Source organism: Vibrio sp. MOR3 (genome assembly GCF_001557775.1).
GTDB classification, from domain to species: Bacteria; Pseudomonadota; Gammaproteobacteria; order Enterobacterales; family Vibrionaceae; genus Vibrio; species Vibrio jasicida.
The window spans coordinates 56,917-73,956 of record NZ_LNRD01000020.1; the positions used below are offsets into that span (position 1 = coordinate 56,917).

Here is a 17,040-nt window from a genome sequence, read left to right on the forward strand (position 1 = left end):
CTTTACATTGTTTGTTACTGGCGATGGGGAGAGGAGCTTAACCTAGCCCTGTGCCTTCCCAACTGAGCTGAATCAGGCCTTTAGCGATGAAACCAGCGCAGCCTAGGAAAAGAACTAACCATACAATACGACGACCAAAAACAGGTACATTGCCTTGCTTTAGTACATCTTTTATCGCCATCCCGATGAAAAAGAAGATAGCAGCAAAAAGAAGATCGAGCCCGATCGACTCGAGCATGTCCATATAGTCGTATAGCATTGTCGTCCTTCATGCCAAAAATTCTTGGGCGCACTATACCACTGTTAAACGGTAAAGTTAATGCACAACAAGAAGGGTTATTTCAATAATCTAGCGTTGTTTTTCGAATTTGTTAACTCGAAATATATTTCCTGATCACCCGCATGACTTCTGCTGGTTTTTCAGCGTGTAGCCAGTGTCCTGTATTAGCAATAATGTGCGCTTTTGCATTGTTAAACTGTCGCTTAACGGCTGGCTGGTGCTCAGGCATCAAGTAATCAGAACCACCACCTTTGACAAATAAAGTTGGGATGTCTGTTGGTGTAATTTCTTGCCAACCAATGATGTTGTCGTAGTTGTTGAGCAAGCTAGCAACGTTGAAGCGCCAATCCATTTTATCGCCGTTTTTGTATAACGACTTCGATAAGAATTGTCTTACACCATCCATTTCAATATGTTGAGCAAGAATGTCCATGGTTTGTTGGCGGTTAGTTGGTTGCTCTTTTACTACGGCTTGCAGACCGTTAAAGACGTTATCATGGCGATTAGTCTGGTAAGCCACTGGCGCCATATCTAAGACAATAAGTTGTTTTACGAATTCAGGAGCGATATCTGCCAGTTTCATCGCAACTTTTCCACCCATAGAGTGGCCGATGACAAGTGCTGGCTCGATGCTTAAATGGCGAAGCAAATCAGCAACATCTTGTGCCATCACTTCGTAATTGTGTGTCTCTGAATGGAAAGAGAGGCCATGATTTCGTAGATCAATACTGATCACACAGTGATCTTGAACGAGGTCGCGAGCCAGTAAACCTAGATTACTGAAACTGCCAAACAATCCATGAATCAAAACAACCGTTTGGCCTTGCCCTTCCTGCTTATAGTTGAGTAATGCTGACATTTTATCTTATTCGTGATGGGTTTAACGTGGAGTATCCGCGAGGATCTCGTTATAATCCCCCAGAGTTTAAACATTGAGAATGTGAAAAGCGAATGAAAACAATTGAGGTTGATGAGGATCTATACCGTTACATTGCGGGTCAAACCAAGCATATCGGTGAAAGTGCCTCGGATATTTTACGACGCCTTTTGAACCTTGATGGCCAGTTGCGGGAAGCAGTTGTTGCGCCTGTAGTAGAACAGCCACAAGGGATTGTAGTAAGTAAAGATGCTGGCAAAGCAGAATCAGTAGATATCGTAAAAGAGATGCGTTCTCTACTTATCTCTGATGAGTTTGCTGGTCTTAAGAAAGCGATTGATCGCTTCATGTTGGTATTATCAACCTTACACAAACTGAATCCAGAGAGTTTCTCTCAAGCGACAAAAGTGAAAGGACGCAAACGCGTTTACTTTGCTGATAACGAAGAGACTCTGCTAGCAAACGGTAACACTACCAAACCTAAAGCAATTCCTGGCACGCCATTCTGGGTAATCACCAACAACAACACCAGTCGTAAGCGACAAATGGTGGAGCAGGTGATGACTCACATGGAATTCCAGCCTGACTTAATAGAGAAAGTAACAGGTTCAATCTAAGAAACCTGATAGAAGCCTCATAATGTGTAGCGTTTAGCGGATATTATGAGGCTTTTTTGATTTTATTTGTTTTTAAAGAAAGGATGTCAAACATGGCTATGCACCCTCGTGCTGGGCAAAAAGCGCAGCAGGAAGATCTTCACAATATCCCAGCACTCGTTGCTAACTACTTCTTACTTCAACCAGACGCAGCAAACGCAGAACACAAAGTTCAATTTGGTACTTCTGGCCACCGCGGTACTGCAGACAAGCACACTTTTAACGAAAACCACATTTTAGCGATCGCTCAAGCGGTAGCAGAAGTTCGTGCTGAGCAAGGTACAACAGGTCCATTGTTTGTGGGCAAAGACACGCACGCGCTATCTGAACCAGCGTTTTCAAGTGTGATTGAAGTATTGATTGCAAACGGTGTGAAAGTGATTGTCCAACAAGACAACGGTTACACGCCAACGCCAGGTATTTCACACGCGATTCTGACTTACAACATCAAGCACGATGATAAGGCAGATGGCATTGTGATTACCCCATCTCATAACCCACCACAAGACGGCGGTATTAAATACAACCCGACTCATGGTGGTCCTGCAGAAGCTGAACTGACTCAAGCGATCGAAGATCGTGCGAACGTTCTGATTGCTGAAGGTTTACAAGGTGTTAAACGCCTACCACTAGCAGAAGCTAAAGCATCGGATCTGTTTGTTGAGATGGACTTGGTGAAACCATACATCGATGATCTAGTGAACGTTATCGATATGGAAGCAATCCAAAAAGCAAACCTGAAGATTGGTGTAGATCCATTGGGTGGCAGTGGCATCGATTACTGGCGTCAAATTGGTCAGGCATACAACCTAGACCTAACGCTAGTAAGTGAAGCTATTGACCCTTCTTTCCAATTCATGTCATTAGATAAAGACGGCGTTGTACGTATGGACTGTTCTTCTCCTTACGCAATGGAGGGTCTATTGGCACTGAAAGACGAGTACGACCTAGCATTTGGTAACGACCCTGACTACGACCGTCACGGTATCGTTACGCCAAAAGGTTTGATGAATCCGAACCACTTCTTAGCGGTTTGTATCGACTACCTATACCGTCACCGTGACGCGTGGGGTAAAGATGTCGCTGTTGGTAAAACGCTAGTTTCAAGCGCTCTGATTGACCGTGTTGTTGCAGATCTAGGTCGTGAGCTATGTGAAGTGCCTGTTGGCTTCAAATGGTTTGTGGACGGTCTGTACACTGGTAAGTTTGGCTTCGGCGGCGAAGAAAGTGCTGGTGCGTCTTTCCTTCGTAAAGATGGAACGCCTTGGTCAACAGACAAAGATGGTATTTTGCTATGTCTTCTAGCTGCAGAGATCACTGCGGTAACGGGTAAGAACCCTCAAGATTACTATGAAGAGCTAGCGGCGAAGCACGGTGAGTCTAAGTACAACCGTATTCAAGCTGTCGCAAATGGTCCACAAAAAGACGTATTGAAGAAGTTGTCACCAGAAATGGTCGCGGCTGAAACTCTAGCTGGCGATGCAATCACCGCTCGTCTGACGCACGCTCCAGGTAATGGTGCTGCGATTGGTGGTCTTAAAGTAACGACAGCCAATGGTTGGTTCGCTGCTCGTCCATCAGGCACTGAAGACATCTACAAGATTTACTGTGAAAGCTTTAAAGGTGAAGAGCACCTAAAACAAATCGAAGCCGAAGCACAAGAAATCGTTAATCAAGTATTTGCAGCCGCTGGTTTGTAATTCAAACGATTAAGGTTCGAAAGGGTCGACATTGCGTCGGCCCTTTTTTGTTTGTGAAGAGGGAACGCTGCGCTTCGAGAGTCGGGAGCGCTTAGCTTTAGGAATCGAGAGGTGCTCGTTGAGAGTATAGCGGAAAGGTATTTTGATTAAGAAGGTGTTGACGGAACTTGTTCCTAGAAAAGCAAAATAAAATCGTTTCCCGTTTTAGTTCGGCCACGTATCAGGTACAACAAACCAAAATTGACCACTCTTTGTTTGAGCGTGAATAAACCTATCTGATGGTTTATCGATGGGTTCCAAGAACTCCTCATTGCCAATTGCCCATAGTGGTTTGGAAAGAGCATATAAAGGTTCTTTAATCCCTTCCCATTGGCTTTGATAACACCAATTGCCGGATATTTGGCTTTGGTTTAGCTCGTAACTTAAACAGGTTGTAGGGGTTGGCTCGTCTGAAAAAGGATTTACATAGAGGCGACCTTGCATCAGTAAGTGTTCGCTCGGTACAACGTCTAACGGTAACTGCTGGTGGAACTCTTCTCTCTGGCTCATTTTTAGTTGGTGGGTAAGCATGCGATCGAGTTTCTTATGCAGTTGGTCATGTGCATTCGGGCCATACCAAATGCCTTCATTCAGTAAGTAAAATTTGATAGCCACTTCCCAATGCTCGTATTGTTTGGTTTCCTGATTCTCGAGGATCAAATCGACGGCGCCAATTGTGCGGCCAGCCGTGTCGTTGAGTTGAATCTCTTCAGCAACCAGTTCATATCGAGGCGAGCAAGTCAGTAGCTTGGTGCAAAGGTGTTGGTAAAGGAAGCCAAGTCGTGGATTGCCATCGTAATCTTCATTGTCCGATAGAGGTGGTGTCAGAATGTCTTCGACGGTGACAAAGGGCGTTTGAAGTTTAAAAAGTGGTGGGGTGCTAGCAATCCATTGATAGAAACGTTGTAGAGAATTCATCCATTATCCTTGTTGTCACGGGCAGAGCCTTTCTATTATATCGAAATTTATTCTGGTTGGGGATGCCACAACTAGCATCCTGATCGCGGTTCGATATACACTTTGTTTAAGCCATAAGTATTGGAAGTAACAATGAATAATTTACAGCTGGAAAAGATCCTTAACGAGAAATTATCGCCGCAACTTATTAAAGACTACGCACCGAATGGAATGCAAGTTGAAGGCAAATCAGAAATCAAACGCATCGTGACAGGCGTAACGGCCTCACAAGCATTGATCGATAAAGCCATCGAGTTAGAGGCTGATGCACTGCTTGTTCATCACGGATACTTTTGGAAAGGTGAACCAGAGCCAATTCGTGGTATGAAAGGAAAGCGTATCCGCAGTTTGATCAAAAGTGACATCAACCTTTACGGCTACCATTTACCGCTAGATATTCATCCTGAGTTGGGTAACAACGCAGAGTTGGCACGCTTGCTAGACATTGAAGTGGAAGGTGGCTTAGAAGGACACCCTCAATCTGTCGCTCTGTTTGGCCGCTTAAAACAAGCAATGACTGGCACTGATTTCACGAACAAAATCAATCACGTATTAAACCGTGAACCTTTGCATATCGCGCCTGACAATGCAGAAAAAATGATTGAGACAGTAGGTTGGTGTACCGGTGGTGGTCAAGACTTCATTGAGCTTGCTGCTCAACATGGATTAGATGCATTTATTTCGGGCGAGATCTCAGAACGTACGACTTACACGGCTCGTGAATTGGATATTCATTACTTCTCTGCAGGTCACCACGCAACCGAACGTTATGGCATTAAAGCGTTGGGTGAATGGTTAGCGCAAGAGCACGGGTTAGACGTCACGTTTATCGATATTGATAACCCAGTATAAAAGGGACAGGCTTCGCCCTGTGAGATCCGAAAGTGTTAAGCAATTATTTCTCGCATCTCGTATCTCGAAGCGAAGCGTTCTATGGGGCGTAGCTCGTTCTCGTCTCTTCAAAAAAGAAAGGGTTGACGCTTTCACGTCAACCCCAGCACTTATCCGATTCTCGATTCTCGATTCTCGATTCTCGATTCTCGATTCTAACGCCTACTCACGCTCGTGCAGTGGAGAGAACTCACGTTGAGTTTCACCAGTGTATAGCTGACGAGGGCGACCGATACGGTTTAGTGGGTCGCTGTGCATTTCGTTCCAGTGAGCAATCCAACCGATAGTACGAGAAATCGCGAAGATTACCGTAAACATCGATACAGGAATACCGATCGCTTTTAGGATGATGCCTGAGTAGAAGTCGACGTTCGGGTATAGCTTCTTAGACACGAAGTATTCGTCAGAAAGTGCAATACGCTCAAGTTCCATTGCAACGTCTAGCAGTGGATCTTTGATGTTTAGCTCTTTTAGCACTTCGTGACATGTTTCACGCATTACCGTTGCACGTGGATCGTAGTTTTTGTAAACGCGGTGACCGAAGCCCATTAGACGGAATGGATCATCTTTGTCTTTTGCACGCTCTACGTACTCTGGGATGTTATCTACGCTTCCGATCTCTTCAAGCATCTTCAGACATGCTTCGTTTGCACCACCGTGAGCAGGACCCCATAGAGAAGCAATACCTGCGGCAATACATGCGAACGGGTTCGCACCAGAAGAACCGGACAAACGAACCGTTGATGTCGATGCGTTTTGTTCGTGATCTGCGTGAAGCGTGAAGATCTTATCCATCGCACGAGCAACAACAGGGTTTACTTCGTATTCTTCACATGGGTTTGCGTACATCATGTGTAGGAAGTTTTCTGCGTAGCTTAAGTCGTTACGAGGATAGATAAATGGCTGACCGATAGAGTACTTGTAACACATCGCCGCCAATGTTGGCATTTTAGACAGCAGACGGTACGCCGCGATCTCACGGTGCTCGTCGTTGTTGATATCGAGTGAATCGTGGTAGAAGGCCGCTAGTGCACCAACCACACCACACATTACTGCCATTGGGTGTGCATCACGTCGGAAGCCATGGAAGAAGCTTGCGATTTGTTCATGCACCATCGTATGGCGAGTAACCGTTGTTTTGAATTGCTCGTATTGCTCACGGGTAGGGGCTTCACCATAAAGCAGGATGTAACATACTTCCAAGTAATCTGCGTTATTGGCTAATTGATCAATCGGGTAGCCGCGGTGCAAAAGAATACCTTTGCCGCCGTCGATGTACGTGATTGATGATTCACAAGATGCAGTGGCAAGAAAACCTGGGTCAAAAGTAAAGTAACCATTGGCTCCCAGTTTACGAACATCAATCACAGGTGTACCTAGCGTACCGTCCATAATTGGCAGTTCGATCGGCGCATGACCTTCAACGTGAAGGGTAGCTTTCTTATCCGCCATAACAATCTCCTTTGTTTATTATTTAATCCGTCCAGGATGTTTATGTGCCATTTTTGTACTGTTGTTAAAGCTTAAAGTCAATTTTTCTCCATTTTTGTGTGCACTTGTTATGATTTTTCTCATGAAAATCGTTAAAAATCTGTTCTATGTAGCATAATTTGTTACATCAATTGTATTAGAATGTTGCTGGCCGTATATTGGCACAGAAAATTTTAGTTAAATCCTTATAAATTCGGGGCTGGAAACAAAAGTGAGGTTTGTTTACTGACTCCGTTTGTTAACAAAGTGTTTACAATTATCTCCGAGCATATTGCGAGTATTTGTTAATCAAATGTTAACTTTTGTACGTTTGGAAGCTGAAATTGGTTATAACAATAAATGCTCAATGGAGCTGAGTGAGCAAGCCCGTGAAAGAAAGAAAGTCAAGACCTGTTAATTTAGATTTACAGACCATCCGCTTTCCCATCACAGCAATCGCGTCCATCCTACATCGTGTGTCGGGTGTGATTACGTTTGTTGCGGTGGGCATATTGCTTTGGTTACTGTCCATTTCTCTGTCATCCCCGATGGGTTTTATGGAAGCCGCTGATATCGTCGATAGCTTCTTCGTGAAATTCATTCTGTGGGGAATTCTAACTGCACTTGCCTACCACATCGCTGGTGGTGTCCGTCACCTGTTGATGGACCTAGGCCATTTCGAAGAACTCGATTCAGGCGCGATGAGCGCTAAAGTCGCATTTGGTGCTACTGCAGTATTATCACTATTGGCGGGGATCTTGGTATGGTAAAACACGTCTCTTCATTTGGTCGTAATGGTGTCCACGATTTCTTATTGATTCGTGCATCAGCAATCATTATGACGCTATACACGATTTATCTGATTAGCTTCTGCGCTTTCTCAGATATCTCTTACGCATCTTGGACCCAATTCTTTGGTGGTACGTTCACCAAAGTTTTCACCATGTTGGCCTTAGTCTCAATCCTAATTCACGCGTGGGTTGGTTTGTGGCAGGTGTTAACGGATTACATTAAGCCCGCGATACTTCGTGGTGCATTGCAACTTGGTGTTATTGCCGTTTTATTCGGCTATGTCTTCTCTGGTCTATTTATTCTGTGGGGTGCGTAAGTGTCTATTCCAGTTCGTGAGTTTGATGCCGTAGTAATCGGCGCTGGTGGTGCGGGTATGCGCGCTGCACTACAAATTTCGGAGCAAGGCCTGTCATGTGCGTTGCTATCTAAAGTTTTCCCAACACGTTCACACACTGTTTCTGCTCAAGGTGGTATTACGGTTGCGCTAGGTAATGCGCACGAAGATCATTGGGAACAGCACATGTACGATACGGTTAAAGGTTCTGATTATATCGGTGACCAAGACGCAATCGAATACATGTGTAAGAACGGTCCTGAATCTGTTATCGAGCTAGAGAAAATGGGTCTTCCTTTCTCTCGTTTTGATAACGGCACTATTTATCAACGCCCGTTTGGTGGCCAGTCAAAGAACTTTGGTGGCGAGCAAGCTGCGCGTACAGCGGCAGCGGCTGACCGTACTGGTCACGCACTCCTGCACACGCTATACCAACAAAACATCAAGCACAAAACAACGGTATTCTCTGAGTGGTATGCTCTTGATATCGTTAAAAATGAAGATGGTGTTGTTCTAGGCTGTACGGCGCTATGCATGGAAACGGGTGAAGTGTGCTACTTCAAATCGAAAGCAACCATCTTAGCAACGGGTGGTGCAGGTCGTATTTACGCATCAACGACTAACGCGCACATCAATACTGGTGATGGTGTTGGTATGGCACTTCGTGCTGGTGTCCCAATGCAAGACATGGAAATGTGGCAGTTCCACCCAACGGGTATCGCTGGCGCAGGTGTTCTTGTAACCGAAGGTTGTCGTGGTGAGGGTGGTTACCTTCTAAACAAGGACGGCGAACGCTTCATGGAGCGTTACGCACCAAACGCGAAAGACCTTGCTGGTCGTGACGTGGTTGCACGTTCAATGATGATTGAAATCCGTGAAGGTCGTGGCTGTGATGGCCCTTGGGGTCCACATATTAAATTGAAACTTGATCACCTAGGTAAAGATACACTGGAGTCTCGTTTACCGGGCGTTTGTGAGTTGTCTCGTACATTTGCGCACGTTGATCCGGTCAAAGAGCCAATCCCAGTAATTCCTACGTGTCACTATATGATGGGTGGTATTCCTACTCAGGTATCAGGCCAAGCGATTAAGCAAGATGAAAGCGGCGCGGATATTGAAGTTCAAGGCCTATTCGCTTGTGGTGAAATTGCATCAGTATCAGTACACGGTGCCAACCGTCTTGGTGGTAACTCACTACTAGACCTGGTGGTATTTGGTCGTGCAACAGGTCTGCACCTAGGTGAAACACTGCTTAAACAAGCTGATGCGAAACCTGCAACTGAAGCAGACATTGAACGTTCACTTGAGCGTTACAACCGTTGGGAAAATAGCACTGACGGTGAAGATCCAGCGCAAATTCGTAAAGACCTACAACAATGTATGCAAAACAACTTCTCGGTATTCCGTGAAGGTGATGCAATGGCTAAAGGTCTTGAAGAGCTTAAAGTTATCCGTGAGCGTCTGAAGAACGCACACCTTGCTGACAAATCGACAGAGTTCAACACTCAACGTATTGAGTGTCTAGAACTAGAGAACTTGATGGAAACAGCATACGCAACAGCTGTAGCAGCAAACTACCGCACAGAAAGCCGTGGTGCACATGCTCGCTTTGACTTCCCAGACCGTGATGATGAGCAGTGGCTATGCCACTCAATCTACAACCCGGAAACGGAAGCAATGGCTAAACGTGGTGTAAACATGGAGCCAATCCATCGTGAAGCATTTCCGCCAAAAGCACGTACGTACTAAGGAAAGGAGGGTAATATTATGAAACTGAATTTCTCTTTGTACCGCTACAACCCGGATGTCGACCAAAAGCCGTACATGAAAGACTACACGCTTGAGGTTGAAGAAGGATCAGACATGATGCTTCTGGATGCCTTGATCCTTTTGAAGGAGCAAGACCCTAGCATTGCATTCCGTCGTTCATGTCGTGAAGGTGTGTGTGGTTCTGATGGCCTTAACATGAATGGTAAAAACGGATTAGCGTGTATTACACCTTTATCTGCTTTGAAAGGCGATAAGCTCGTCATTCGACCATTACCTGGTCTGCCTGTTGTACGTGATCTTATCGTTGACATGACTCAGTTCTACGATAACTATGCGAAAGTTAAGCCTTTCTTGATTGACGATGGTGCTCTTCCACCGTCTCGTGAAAACTTACAATCGCCTGATGAGCGTGCGCATCTAGATGGCTTGTACGAATGTATTATGTGTGCATGTTGTACGACATCTTGTCCGTCTTTCTGGTGGAACCCTGATAAATTTATCGGCCCTGCTGGTCTTTTAGCGGCCTATCGTTGGTTAATTGATAGCCGAGATACAGCGACTGATGAACGTTTGTCCGATCTCGATGATGCATTTAGCGTTTTTCGTTGCCATGGCATCATGAATTGTGTAAGTGTTTGTCCTAAGGGGCTAAATCCAACGAAAGCCATCGGTCATATCAAGTCGATGTTGGTCAATCGTTCGATTTAATTAACAACAAAAAATTGCCGACCTAATGGGTCGGCTCTTAATAGCTCGGCGCAGACCGCAGCAAACGTGAAAACTACTGGTTAAGGGAAAATATGCACAACGGCGTGATGAAGGCATGGCTCGAGTCTTCACACTTGGCTGGCGCCAATGCAACGTATGTAGAAGACCTCTACGAACTGTATCTAAGTGACCCCGATCTGGTAAGTGAGGAGTGGAAACGTGTATTCGATGAGTTGCCAAAGAACTCAGAAGAAGTGGCTGATCAGCCACACTCGCGTGTCCGCGACTACTTCCGACGACTCGCTCAAGAAACAAAGCATTACAGTGTCCAAGTTAGTGATCCAGATGTCGACGCTAAGCAAGTAAAAGTTCTCCAGCTTATCAACGCATACCGTTTCCGCGGTCATGAAGCTGCAGAGCTCGATCCTCTAGGTCTATGGCAACGTCCACCTGTGGCGGAGCTAGACCCTGCATTCCACAATCTCACCGAAGATGACTTCGCAGAAACTTTTAACGTAGGTTCTTTCGCCGTCGGCCAAGAAACCATGCAGTTAAAAGATATCTACTCAGCACTTAAGAAAACCTACTGTGGTTCGATTGGTGCAGAATACATGCACATGACAGACACAGAACAAAAACGTTGGATTCAACAGCGTTTAGAGTCTGTCGTTGGTCAGCCATCTTTCGATAAAGACGAAAAGCGTACATTTCTTGAGGAGCTAACGGCTGCTGAAGGTCTAGAGCGTTACTTGGGCGCAAAATTCCCAGGGGCGAAACGCTTCTCGCTAGAAGGTGGCGATGCACTGATTCCGATGACGAAAGAACTGATTCGACATGCTGGTACAAGCGGTATGCGTGAAGTTGTGATCGGTATGGCTCACCGCGGACGTTTAAACATGTTGGTTAACGTTCTAGGTAAGAAGCCACAAGATTTGTTCGATGAGTTTGCGGGCAAGCACGATGATACATGGGGTACTGGCGATGTTAAGTACCACCAAGGTTTCTCTGCTGACTTTGCGACGCCAGGTGGTGATGTTCACCTTGCGTTAGCCTTTAACCCATCTCACCTTGAGATTGTAAATCCAGTAGTTATTGGCTCTGTACGAGCTCGTCAAGATCGCTTAGGTGATTTTGAGGGCAGTCGCGTACTTCCTATTACTATTCATGGCGACTCTGCGATCGCAGGACAGGGTGTGGTTGCCGAGACGTTCAACATGTCTCTTGCTCGTGGCTTCTGTGTTGGTGGTACGGTGCGTATTGTTGTAAACAACCAAGTTGGTTTTACAACATCAAACCCTCGCGATACACGCTCTACCATGTACTGTACAGATATCGCTAAGATGGTACAGGCTCCGATTTTCCACGTTAATGCTGATGATCCAGAAGCGGTAGCATTCGTTACCCGTATTGCACTGGATTACCGTAATGAGTTCAAACGTGATGTTGTCATTGACTTGGTTTGTTACCGTCGTCATGGTCACAACGAAGCCGATGAGCCAAACGCAACTCAGCCATTGATGTACCAAAAAATCAAGAAGCACCCAACGCCTCGTAAGCTTTATGCAGATGTACTGATCGATAAAAACGAATCAGACATTGAAGTCGCGACGCAATTGGTCAATGAATACCGCGACGCGCTAGATAAAGGCGAAGTTGTGGTGAAAGAATGGCGTCCAATGGCGTTGCATTCGGTTGACTGGTCTCCATACCTTGGTCACGACTGGGATGTGGATTGGGACAACAAATTTGATGAGACTCGCCTTAAAGAGCTTGGTCAGCGCCTAATTCAATACCCTGATAGTCATAAACTGCAAAGCCGCGTAAACAAGCTTTATAACGATCGTTCTGCAATGATCAGTGGTGAAAAAGCAATTGACTGGGGCATGGCTGAGACTCTGGCATACGCTACGATCGTTGATGACGGCAAGCGTATTCGTATCTCGGGTCAGGATTCTGGCCGTGGTACGTTCTTCCACCGTCACTCTGTTTTGCATAACCAAAATGATGCAAGTACATACATTCCGCTGGCGAATATTCATGACAAACAAGGTCCATTCCAAGTGTTTGACTCTGTGTTGTCAGAAGAAGCAGTATTGGCGTTTGAGTACGGTTATGCAACAGCAGAACCAAGTGGTTTGACTATTTGGGAAGCTCAATTCGGTGACTTTGCAAACGGCGCACAAGTCGTGATTGACCAGTTCATCTCATCAGGTGAACAAAAATGGGCACGCCTATGTGGTCTAACGATGTTGCTACCTCACGGTTACGAAGGTCAAGGTCCTGAGCACTCATCTGCGCGTCTTGAGCGTTATCTACAATTATGTGCTGAACAGAATATGCAGGTTGTAGTGCCATCTACGCCAGCACAGGTTTATCACATGATTCGTCGCCAAGTGGTGCGCCCTATGCGTCGCCCACTGATTGTTATGTCACCTAAGTCGCTACTGCGTCATCCACTTTGTACTTCAACGTTGGAAGAATTGTCTGATGGCACATTCCAACCAGCGATTCCTGAGATTGATAATCTGGAACCGAGCAAAGTGAAACGTGTTGTGTTCTGTTCAGGTAAGGTTTACTTCGACCTTCTAGAACAACGTCGCAACAACGAACAAGATGATGTTGCTATTGTACGTGTTGAGCAACTGTACCCATTCCCTCTGGATGAAGTACAAGCTGCCATCGAACAATACACGAATGTTGAAGATTTTGTTTGGTGTCAGGAAGAGCCTCAAAACCAAGGTGCTTGGTACTGCAGTCAACACAACTTCCGTGCTGCAATTCCAGCAGGTGCAGATCTTAAATACGCAGGTCGCCCAGCTTCTGCTTCGCCAGCAGTAGGCTACATGTCGGTGCACTTGAAACAACAAAAAGCGTTGGTTGAAGACGCTCTGAACGTGAACTCAAAAACTTCGAATTAAGAACTAGAAGTTAAAGGAAGAAACAGATATGACAATTGAAATTCTGGTTCCAGATTTACCTGAATCAGTTGCTGACGCAACCGTAGCGACATGGCACAAACAACCAGGCGACGCGGTAGAGCGTGATGAAGTTCTGGTTGATATCGAAACCGATAAAGTTGTGCTTGAAGTTCCAGCTCCGGAAGCTGGCGTCTTAGAAGCCATTATTGAAGTAGAAGGTGCGACGGTACTTTCTAAACAACTGCTTGCAAAACTTAAGCCAGGCGCGGTAGCGGGTGAGCCGACAACAGACTCAACAGAAGACAAAGAAGCGTCTCCTGATAAGCGTCACAAAGCAACGCTGACAGAAGAGAGCAACGATGCGCTAAGCCCAGCGGTTCGTCGTCTTCTTGCTGAGCACGGCCTTGAAGCTAGCCAAGTGAAAGGCTCTGGTGTTGGCGGTCGTATTACTCGAGAAGACATTGAAGCGCACCTTGCAAATGCAAAAGCGGCACCAAAAGCGGAAGCTCCAGCAGCCGTTGAAGCGCCTGCAGCGGCTCGCAGCCAAAAACGTGTTCCAATGACGCGTCTACGTAAGACAGTGGCAAACCGTCTTCTAGAAGCGAAGAACAACACGGCAATGCTAACTACGTTTAACGAAGTGAACATGAAGCCAATCATGGACCTTCGTAAGCAATACAAAGACCAGTTCGAAGAACGCCACGGTACTCGTCTTGGTTTCATGTCTTTCTACGTGAAAGCAGTAACAGAAGCACTAAAACGTTACCCAGAAGTGAACGCATCTATCGATGGTGATGATATCGTTTACCACAACTACTTCGACATCAGCATGGCAGTATCTACGCCACGTGGTCTAGTGACGCCAGTACTAAAAGACTGTGACACACTAGGTTTTGCTGACATCGAAAAAGGCATCAAAGAGTTAGCAATCAAAGGCCGTGACGGCAAGCTAACCGTTGATGAACTGATGGGCGGTAACTTCACTATCACTAATGGCGGTGTATTTGGTTCATTGATGTCTACGCCAATCATTAACCCACCACAATCGGCAATCTTGGGTATGCACAAAATCCAAGAGCGTCCAATGGCGGTTGATGGCAAAGTAGAAATCTTGCCGATGATGTACCTAGCACTATCTTACGACCACCGTTTGATTGATGGCCGTGAGTCAGTGGGCTTCCTGGTAACCATTAAAGAGCTACTAGAAGATCCAGCGCGTCTGTTATTAGACGTTTAATATCGCTAAAACGTCGAGTTATCCTTGATGGCTCGACGTCTACAGCATCCAAGGCTAGACTGGCTCAGCGTCTGGCCTTCATTTGAACTGCCCCCGATATAAAATTATAAGCAGTTGATTTGAGAAGACCCTACAGACGTACCGCATGAAGCGGCGTTATGGAAATAATAAATCCCCTAAGGGATAAACAAACGGAATATCAAAATGAATTTGCACGAATACCAAGCCAAACAGCTGTTTGCAGAATTCGGTTTGCCTGTACCAGAAGGCTACGCATGTGATACGCCACAAGAAGCTTTCGAAGCGGCGGGTCGCATCACTACTGAAAAGAAAGTCGTTAAATGTCAGGTTCACGCTGGTGGTCGCGGTAAAGCGGGCGGCGTAGAACTACACGATACAAAAGACGGCGTAAAAGAATTCGCACAAAAATGGCTAGGTAAGAACTTGGTTACTTACCAAACAGACGCAAATGGTCAGCCTGTTACTAAAATCCTTGTAGAAGAAGCATCTAACATTGCGAACGAACTTTACCTTGGTGCGGTTGTAGACCGTGCAACTCGTAAGATCGTTTTCATGGCTTCGACTGAAGGTGGTGTAGAAATCGAAAAAGTTGCGGAAGAAACGCCGGAGCTAATCCATAAAGCGGCAATCGATCCACTTGTCGGCCCTCAAGCTTTCCAAGGTCGCGAGCTAGCGTTCAAACTTGGCCTTGAAGGCGATCAAATCAAACAATTCGTTAAGATCTTTATGGGTCTTGGCGCGATGTTCTCTCAGTACGACCTAGCGCTACTAGAAATCAACCCGCTTGTCATTACAGGTGAAGGTAACCTTCTTTGCCTTGACGGCAAAATTAACATTGACTCAAACGCAATGTACCGTCAGCCAAAGCTTCGTGAAATGCACGATCCTTCACAAGAAGACGAGCGTGAAGCACACGCAGCTCAGTGGGAATTGAACTACGTAGCTCTTGATGGCAACGTTGGCTGTATGGTTAACGGTGCAGGCCTTGCAATGGGTACGATGGATATCGTAAACCTACACGGCGGCAAGCCAGCAAACTTCCTTGATGTAGGTGGCGGCGCGACAAAAGAGCGTGTAGCTGAAGCATTCAAGATCATCCTTTCTGATGACAATGTTAGTGCAGTACTAGTAAACATCTTCGGTGGTATCGTTCGTTGTGACATGATCGCTGAAGGTATTATCGGTGCGGTTAAAGAAGTAGGCGTAACAGTTCCTGTAGTTGTTCGTCTAGAAGGTACAAACGCAGACCTAGGTCGCGAAGTACTTGCGAATTCTGACGTTGATATCATTGCAGCTGAATCTCTAACAGATGCTGCTCAGAAAGTTGTTGCTGCTGCGGAGGCTAAATAATGTCTGTATTAATTAACAAAGACACTAAAGTAATCTGTCAGGGTTTCACTGGCGGTCAAGGTACATTCCACTCAGAGCAAGCTATCGCATACGGTACGCAAATGGTTGGTGGTGTATCTCCTGGTAAAGGTGGTCAAACTCACCTTGGTCTTCCTGTATTCAACACAGTACGTGAAGCTGTAGAAGTAACTGGCGCGACAGCAACCGTTATCTACGTACCAGCACCTTTCTGTAAAGATGCAATCCTAGAAGCGATTGACGCAGGTATCGAGCTGATCGTAACGATCACTGAAGGTATCCCAACAACAGATATGATCGACGTTAAAGTGAAGCTAGAAGAAACTGGCGTTCGCATGATCGGTCCTAACTGTCCAGGTCTTATCACTCCAGACGAGTGTAAGATTGGTATCATGCCTGGTCACATCCACAAGAAAGGTAAAGTAGGTATCGTATCTCGCAGCGGTACTCTTACTTATGAAGCAGTTAAACAAACAACAGATGAAGGCTTCGGTCAGTCTACATGTGTTGGTATCGGTGGTGACCCAATCCCAGGTTCAAACTTTATTGATATCCTAAAACTGTTCCAAGAAGACCCGGAAACTGAAGCAATCGTAATGATTGGTGAAATCGGTGGTACTGCGGAAGAAGAAGCTGCGGCGTTCATCAAAGAGAACGTAACTAAGCCAGTGGTTTCTTATATTGCAGGTGTTACTGCTCCTCCTGGTAAACGTATGGGGCACGCAGGTGCGATCATCTCTGGTGGTAAAGGTACTGCCGAAGACAAATTCGCAGCTCTAGAAGCGGCAGGCGTAAAGACTGTTAAATCTCTAGCAGAGATTGGCAAAGGTCTACGTGAAGTGACTGGTTGGTAAGAAGCCAAACCAATACAAAAGCATTAAAAAGCCTGCGATTTTGAACTGACCCCCAATAGTTGGACACCAATTATTGAGGGTCTTTTTATGTCCAAATATAGCCGCGAGCTAAAATGTGTCATTGCTAAACAATGCTTAAATGGTACGTCATCTAGTTATTTAGAAAAG

General features: G+C 45.7%; 15 protein-coding genes. 11 read left to right on the forward strand and 4 right to left on the reverse strand.

Annotation, left to right across the window (positions count from 1 at the left end):
* Nucleotides 1-37 precede the first annotated feature (37 nt).
* Both ATB76_RS24440 and ATB76_RS24445 read right to left on the reverse strand, forming a co-directional pair.
* Nucleotides 38-259: a DUF2788 domain-containing protein gene (locus ATB76_RS24440; protein WP_005446406.1), complete on the reverse strand. Its 222-nt coding sequence runs from the start codon at nucleotides 257-259 to the stop codon at nucleotides 38-40.
* A gap of 112 nt (nucleotides 260-371) precedes the next feature.
* Entirely contained in the window at nucleotides 372-1,139 is a 768-nt protein-coding gene (locus tag ATB76_RS24445) for an alpha/beta fold hydrolase (RefSeq protein ID WP_042602213.1), read from the reverse strand.
* A gap of 92 nt (nucleotides 1,140-1,231) precedes the next feature.
* Here ATB76_RS24445 and seqA point away from each other — a divergent pair, with 92 nt between their 5' ends.
* Nucleotides 1,232-1,774 (forward strand): replication initiation negative regulator SeqA, encoded by a 543-nt coding sequence (gene seqA, locus ATB76_RS24450; RefSeq protein WP_061036235.1) that lies wholly within the window; start codon nucleotides 1,232-1,234, stop codon nucleotides 1,772-1,774.
* A 92-nt stretch (nucleotides 1,775-1,866) separates the two neighbouring features.
* Entirely contained in the window at nucleotides 1,867-3,513 is a 1,647-nt protein-coding gene (gene pgm, locus ATB76_RS24455; RefSeq protein WP_061036236.1) for a phosphoglucomutase (alpha-D-glucose-1,6-bisphosphate-dependent), read from the forward strand.
* Between the two features lie 204 nt (nucleotides 3,514-3,717).
* On the opposite strand, the gene ATB76_RS24460 is transcribed toward pgm, so the two are convergent.
* Nucleotides 3,718-4,470 carry a DUF1853 family protein gene (locus tag ATB76_RS24460; protein ID WP_061036237.1) on the reverse strand — a complete coding sequence of 251 codons (753 nt, stop codon included), beginning with the start codon at nucleotides 4,468-4,470 and terminating at the stop codon, nucleotides 3,718-3,720.
* Nucleotides 4,471-4,602: 132 nt separating this feature from the next.
* On the opposite strand from ATB76_RS24460, the gene ATB76_RS24465 reads away from it, so the two are divergent.
* Nucleotides 4,603-5,361: a Nif3-like dinuclear metal center hexameric protein gene (locus ATB76_RS24465; RefSeq protein WP_038877579.1), complete on the forward strand. Its 759-nt coding sequence runs from the start codon at nucleotides 4,603-4,605 to the stop codon at nucleotides 5,359-5,361.
* Nucleotides 5,362-5,562: 201 nt separating this feature from the next.
* On the opposite strand, the gene ATB76_RS24470 is transcribed toward ATB76_RS24465, so the two are convergent.
* A complete protein-coding gene (locus ATB76_RS24470; RefSeq protein WP_038865686.1) occupies nucleotides 5,563-6,852 on the reverse strand; it encodes a citrate synthase in 1,290 nt (429 codons plus the stop codon).
* A gap of 395 nt (nucleotides 6,853-7,247) precedes the next feature.
* Here ATB76_RS24470 and sdhC point away from each other — a divergent pair, with 395 nt between their 5' ends.
* The 8 genes from sdhC (at nucleotide 7,248) to sucD (ending at nucleotide 16,872) form a co-directional block, all read left to right on the forward strand.
* Nucleotides 7,248-7,640 (forward strand): succinate dehydrogenase cytochrome b556 subunit, encoded by a 393-nt coding sequence (gene sdhC, locus ATB76_RS24475; RefSeq protein ID WP_005446421.1) that lies wholly within the window; start codon nucleotides 7,248-7,250, stop codon nucleotides 7,638-7,640.
* Complete coding sequence (gene sdhD / locus ATB76_RS24480; protein ID WP_038865684.1) at nucleotides 7,634-7,978, forward strand: succinate dehydrogenase, hydrophobic membrane anchor protein; 345 nt, start codon at nucleotides 7,634-7,636, stop codon at nucleotides 7,976-7,978. Before sdhC ends, sdhD begins: the two co-directional genes overlap by 7 nt.
* The gene (gene sdhA, locus ATB76_RS24485) at nucleotides 7,979-9,745 is read left to right on the forward strand and encodes a succinate dehydrogenase flavoprotein subunit (RefSeq protein WP_061036238.1); all 1,767 of its coding nucleotides are present in this window, start codon (nucleotides 7,979-7,981) and stop codon (nucleotides 9,743-9,745) included.
* 18 nt (nucleotides 9,746-9,763) lie between these two features.
* Nucleotides 9,764-10,474 carry a succinate dehydrogenase iron-sulfur subunit gene (locus tag ATB76_RS24490; RefSeq protein ID WP_038865681.1) on the forward strand — a complete coding sequence of 237 codons (711 nt, stop codon included), beginning with the start codon at nucleotides 9,764-9,766 and terminating at the stop codon, nucleotides 10,472-10,474.
* Nucleotides 10,475-10,566: 92 nt separating this feature from the next.
* Complete coding sequence (gene sucA, locus ATB76_RS24495) at nucleotides 10,567-13,392, forward strand: 2-oxoglutarate dehydrogenase E1 component (RefSeq protein ID WP_038877581.1); 2,826 nt, start codon at nucleotides 10,567-10,569, stop codon at nucleotides 13,390-13,392.
* A 28-nt stretch (nucleotides 13,393-13,420) separates the two neighbouring features.
* Entirely contained in the window at nucleotides 13,421-14,629 is a 1,209-nt protein-coding gene (gene odhB / locus ATB76_RS24500) for a 2-oxoglutarate dehydrogenase complex dihydrolipoyllysine-residue succinyltransferase (RefSeq protein WP_038865677.1), read from the forward strand.
* A 204-nt stretch (nucleotides 14,630-14,833) separates the two neighbouring features.
* Entirely contained in the window at nucleotides 14,834-16,000 is a 1,167-nt protein-coding gene (gene sucC / locus ATB76_RS24505; RefSeq protein WP_061036239.1) for an ADP-forming succinate--CoA ligase subunit beta, read from the forward strand.
* A complete protein-coding gene (sucD, locus tag ATB76_RS24510) occupies nucleotides 16,000-16,872 on the forward strand; it encodes a succinate--CoA ligase subunit alpha (RefSeq protein WP_038877586.1) in 873 nt (290 codons plus the stop codon). Before sucC ends, sucD begins: the two co-directional genes overlap by 1 nt.
* Nucleotides 16,873-17,040: the final 168 nt, after the last annotated feature.

Coding starts and splice junctions, on each gene's coding strand:
- sucC (WP_061036239.1), top strand. CDS start 14,834: ATGAATTTGCACGAATACCAAGCCAAACAGCTGTTTGCAGAATTCGGT.
- ATB76_RS24490 (WP_038865681.1), top strand. CDS start 9,764: ATGAAACTGAATTTCTCTTTGTACCGCTACAACCCGGATGTCGACCAA.
- sucD (WP_038877586.1), top strand. CDS start 16,000: ATGTCTGTATTAATTAACAAAGACACTAAAGTAATCTGTCAGGGTTTC.
- ATB76_RS24460 (WP_061036237.1), bottom strand. CDS start 4,470: ATGAATTCTCTACAACGTTTCTATCAATGGATTGCTAGCACCCCACCA.
- ATB76_RS24470 (WP_038865686.1), bottom strand. CDS start 6,852: ATGGCGGATAAGAAAGCTACCCTTCACGTTGAAGGTCATGCGCCGATC.
- ATB76_RS24445 (WP_042602213.1), bottom strand. CDS start 1,139: ATGTCAGCATTACTCAACTATAAGCAGGAAGGGCAAGGCCAAACGGTT.
- ATB76_RS24440 (WP_005446406.1), bottom strand. CDS start 259: ATGCTATACGACTATATGGACATGCTCGAGTCGATCGGGCTCGATCTT.
- odhB (WP_038865677.1), top strand. CDS start 13,421: ATGACAATTGAAATTCTGGTTCCAGATTTACCTGAATCAGTTGCTGAC.
- sdhD (WP_038865684.1), top strand. CDS start 7,634: ATGGTAAAACACGTCTCTTCATTTGGTCGTAATGGTGTCCACGATTTC.
- ATB76_RS24465 (WP_038877579.1), top strand. CDS start 4,603: ATGAATAATTTACAGCTGGAAAAGATCCTTAACGAGAAATTATCGCCG.
- pgm (WP_061036236.1), top strand. CDS start 1,867: ATGGCTATGCACCCTCGTGCTGGGCAAAAAGCGCAGCAGGAAGATCTT.
- seqA (WP_061036235.1), top strand. CDS start 1,232: ATGAAAACAATTGAGGTTGATGAGGATCTATACCGTTACATTGCGGGT.
- sucA (WP_038877581.1), top strand. CDS start 10,567: ATGCACAACGGCGTGATGAAGGCATGGCTCGAGTCTTCACACTTGGCT.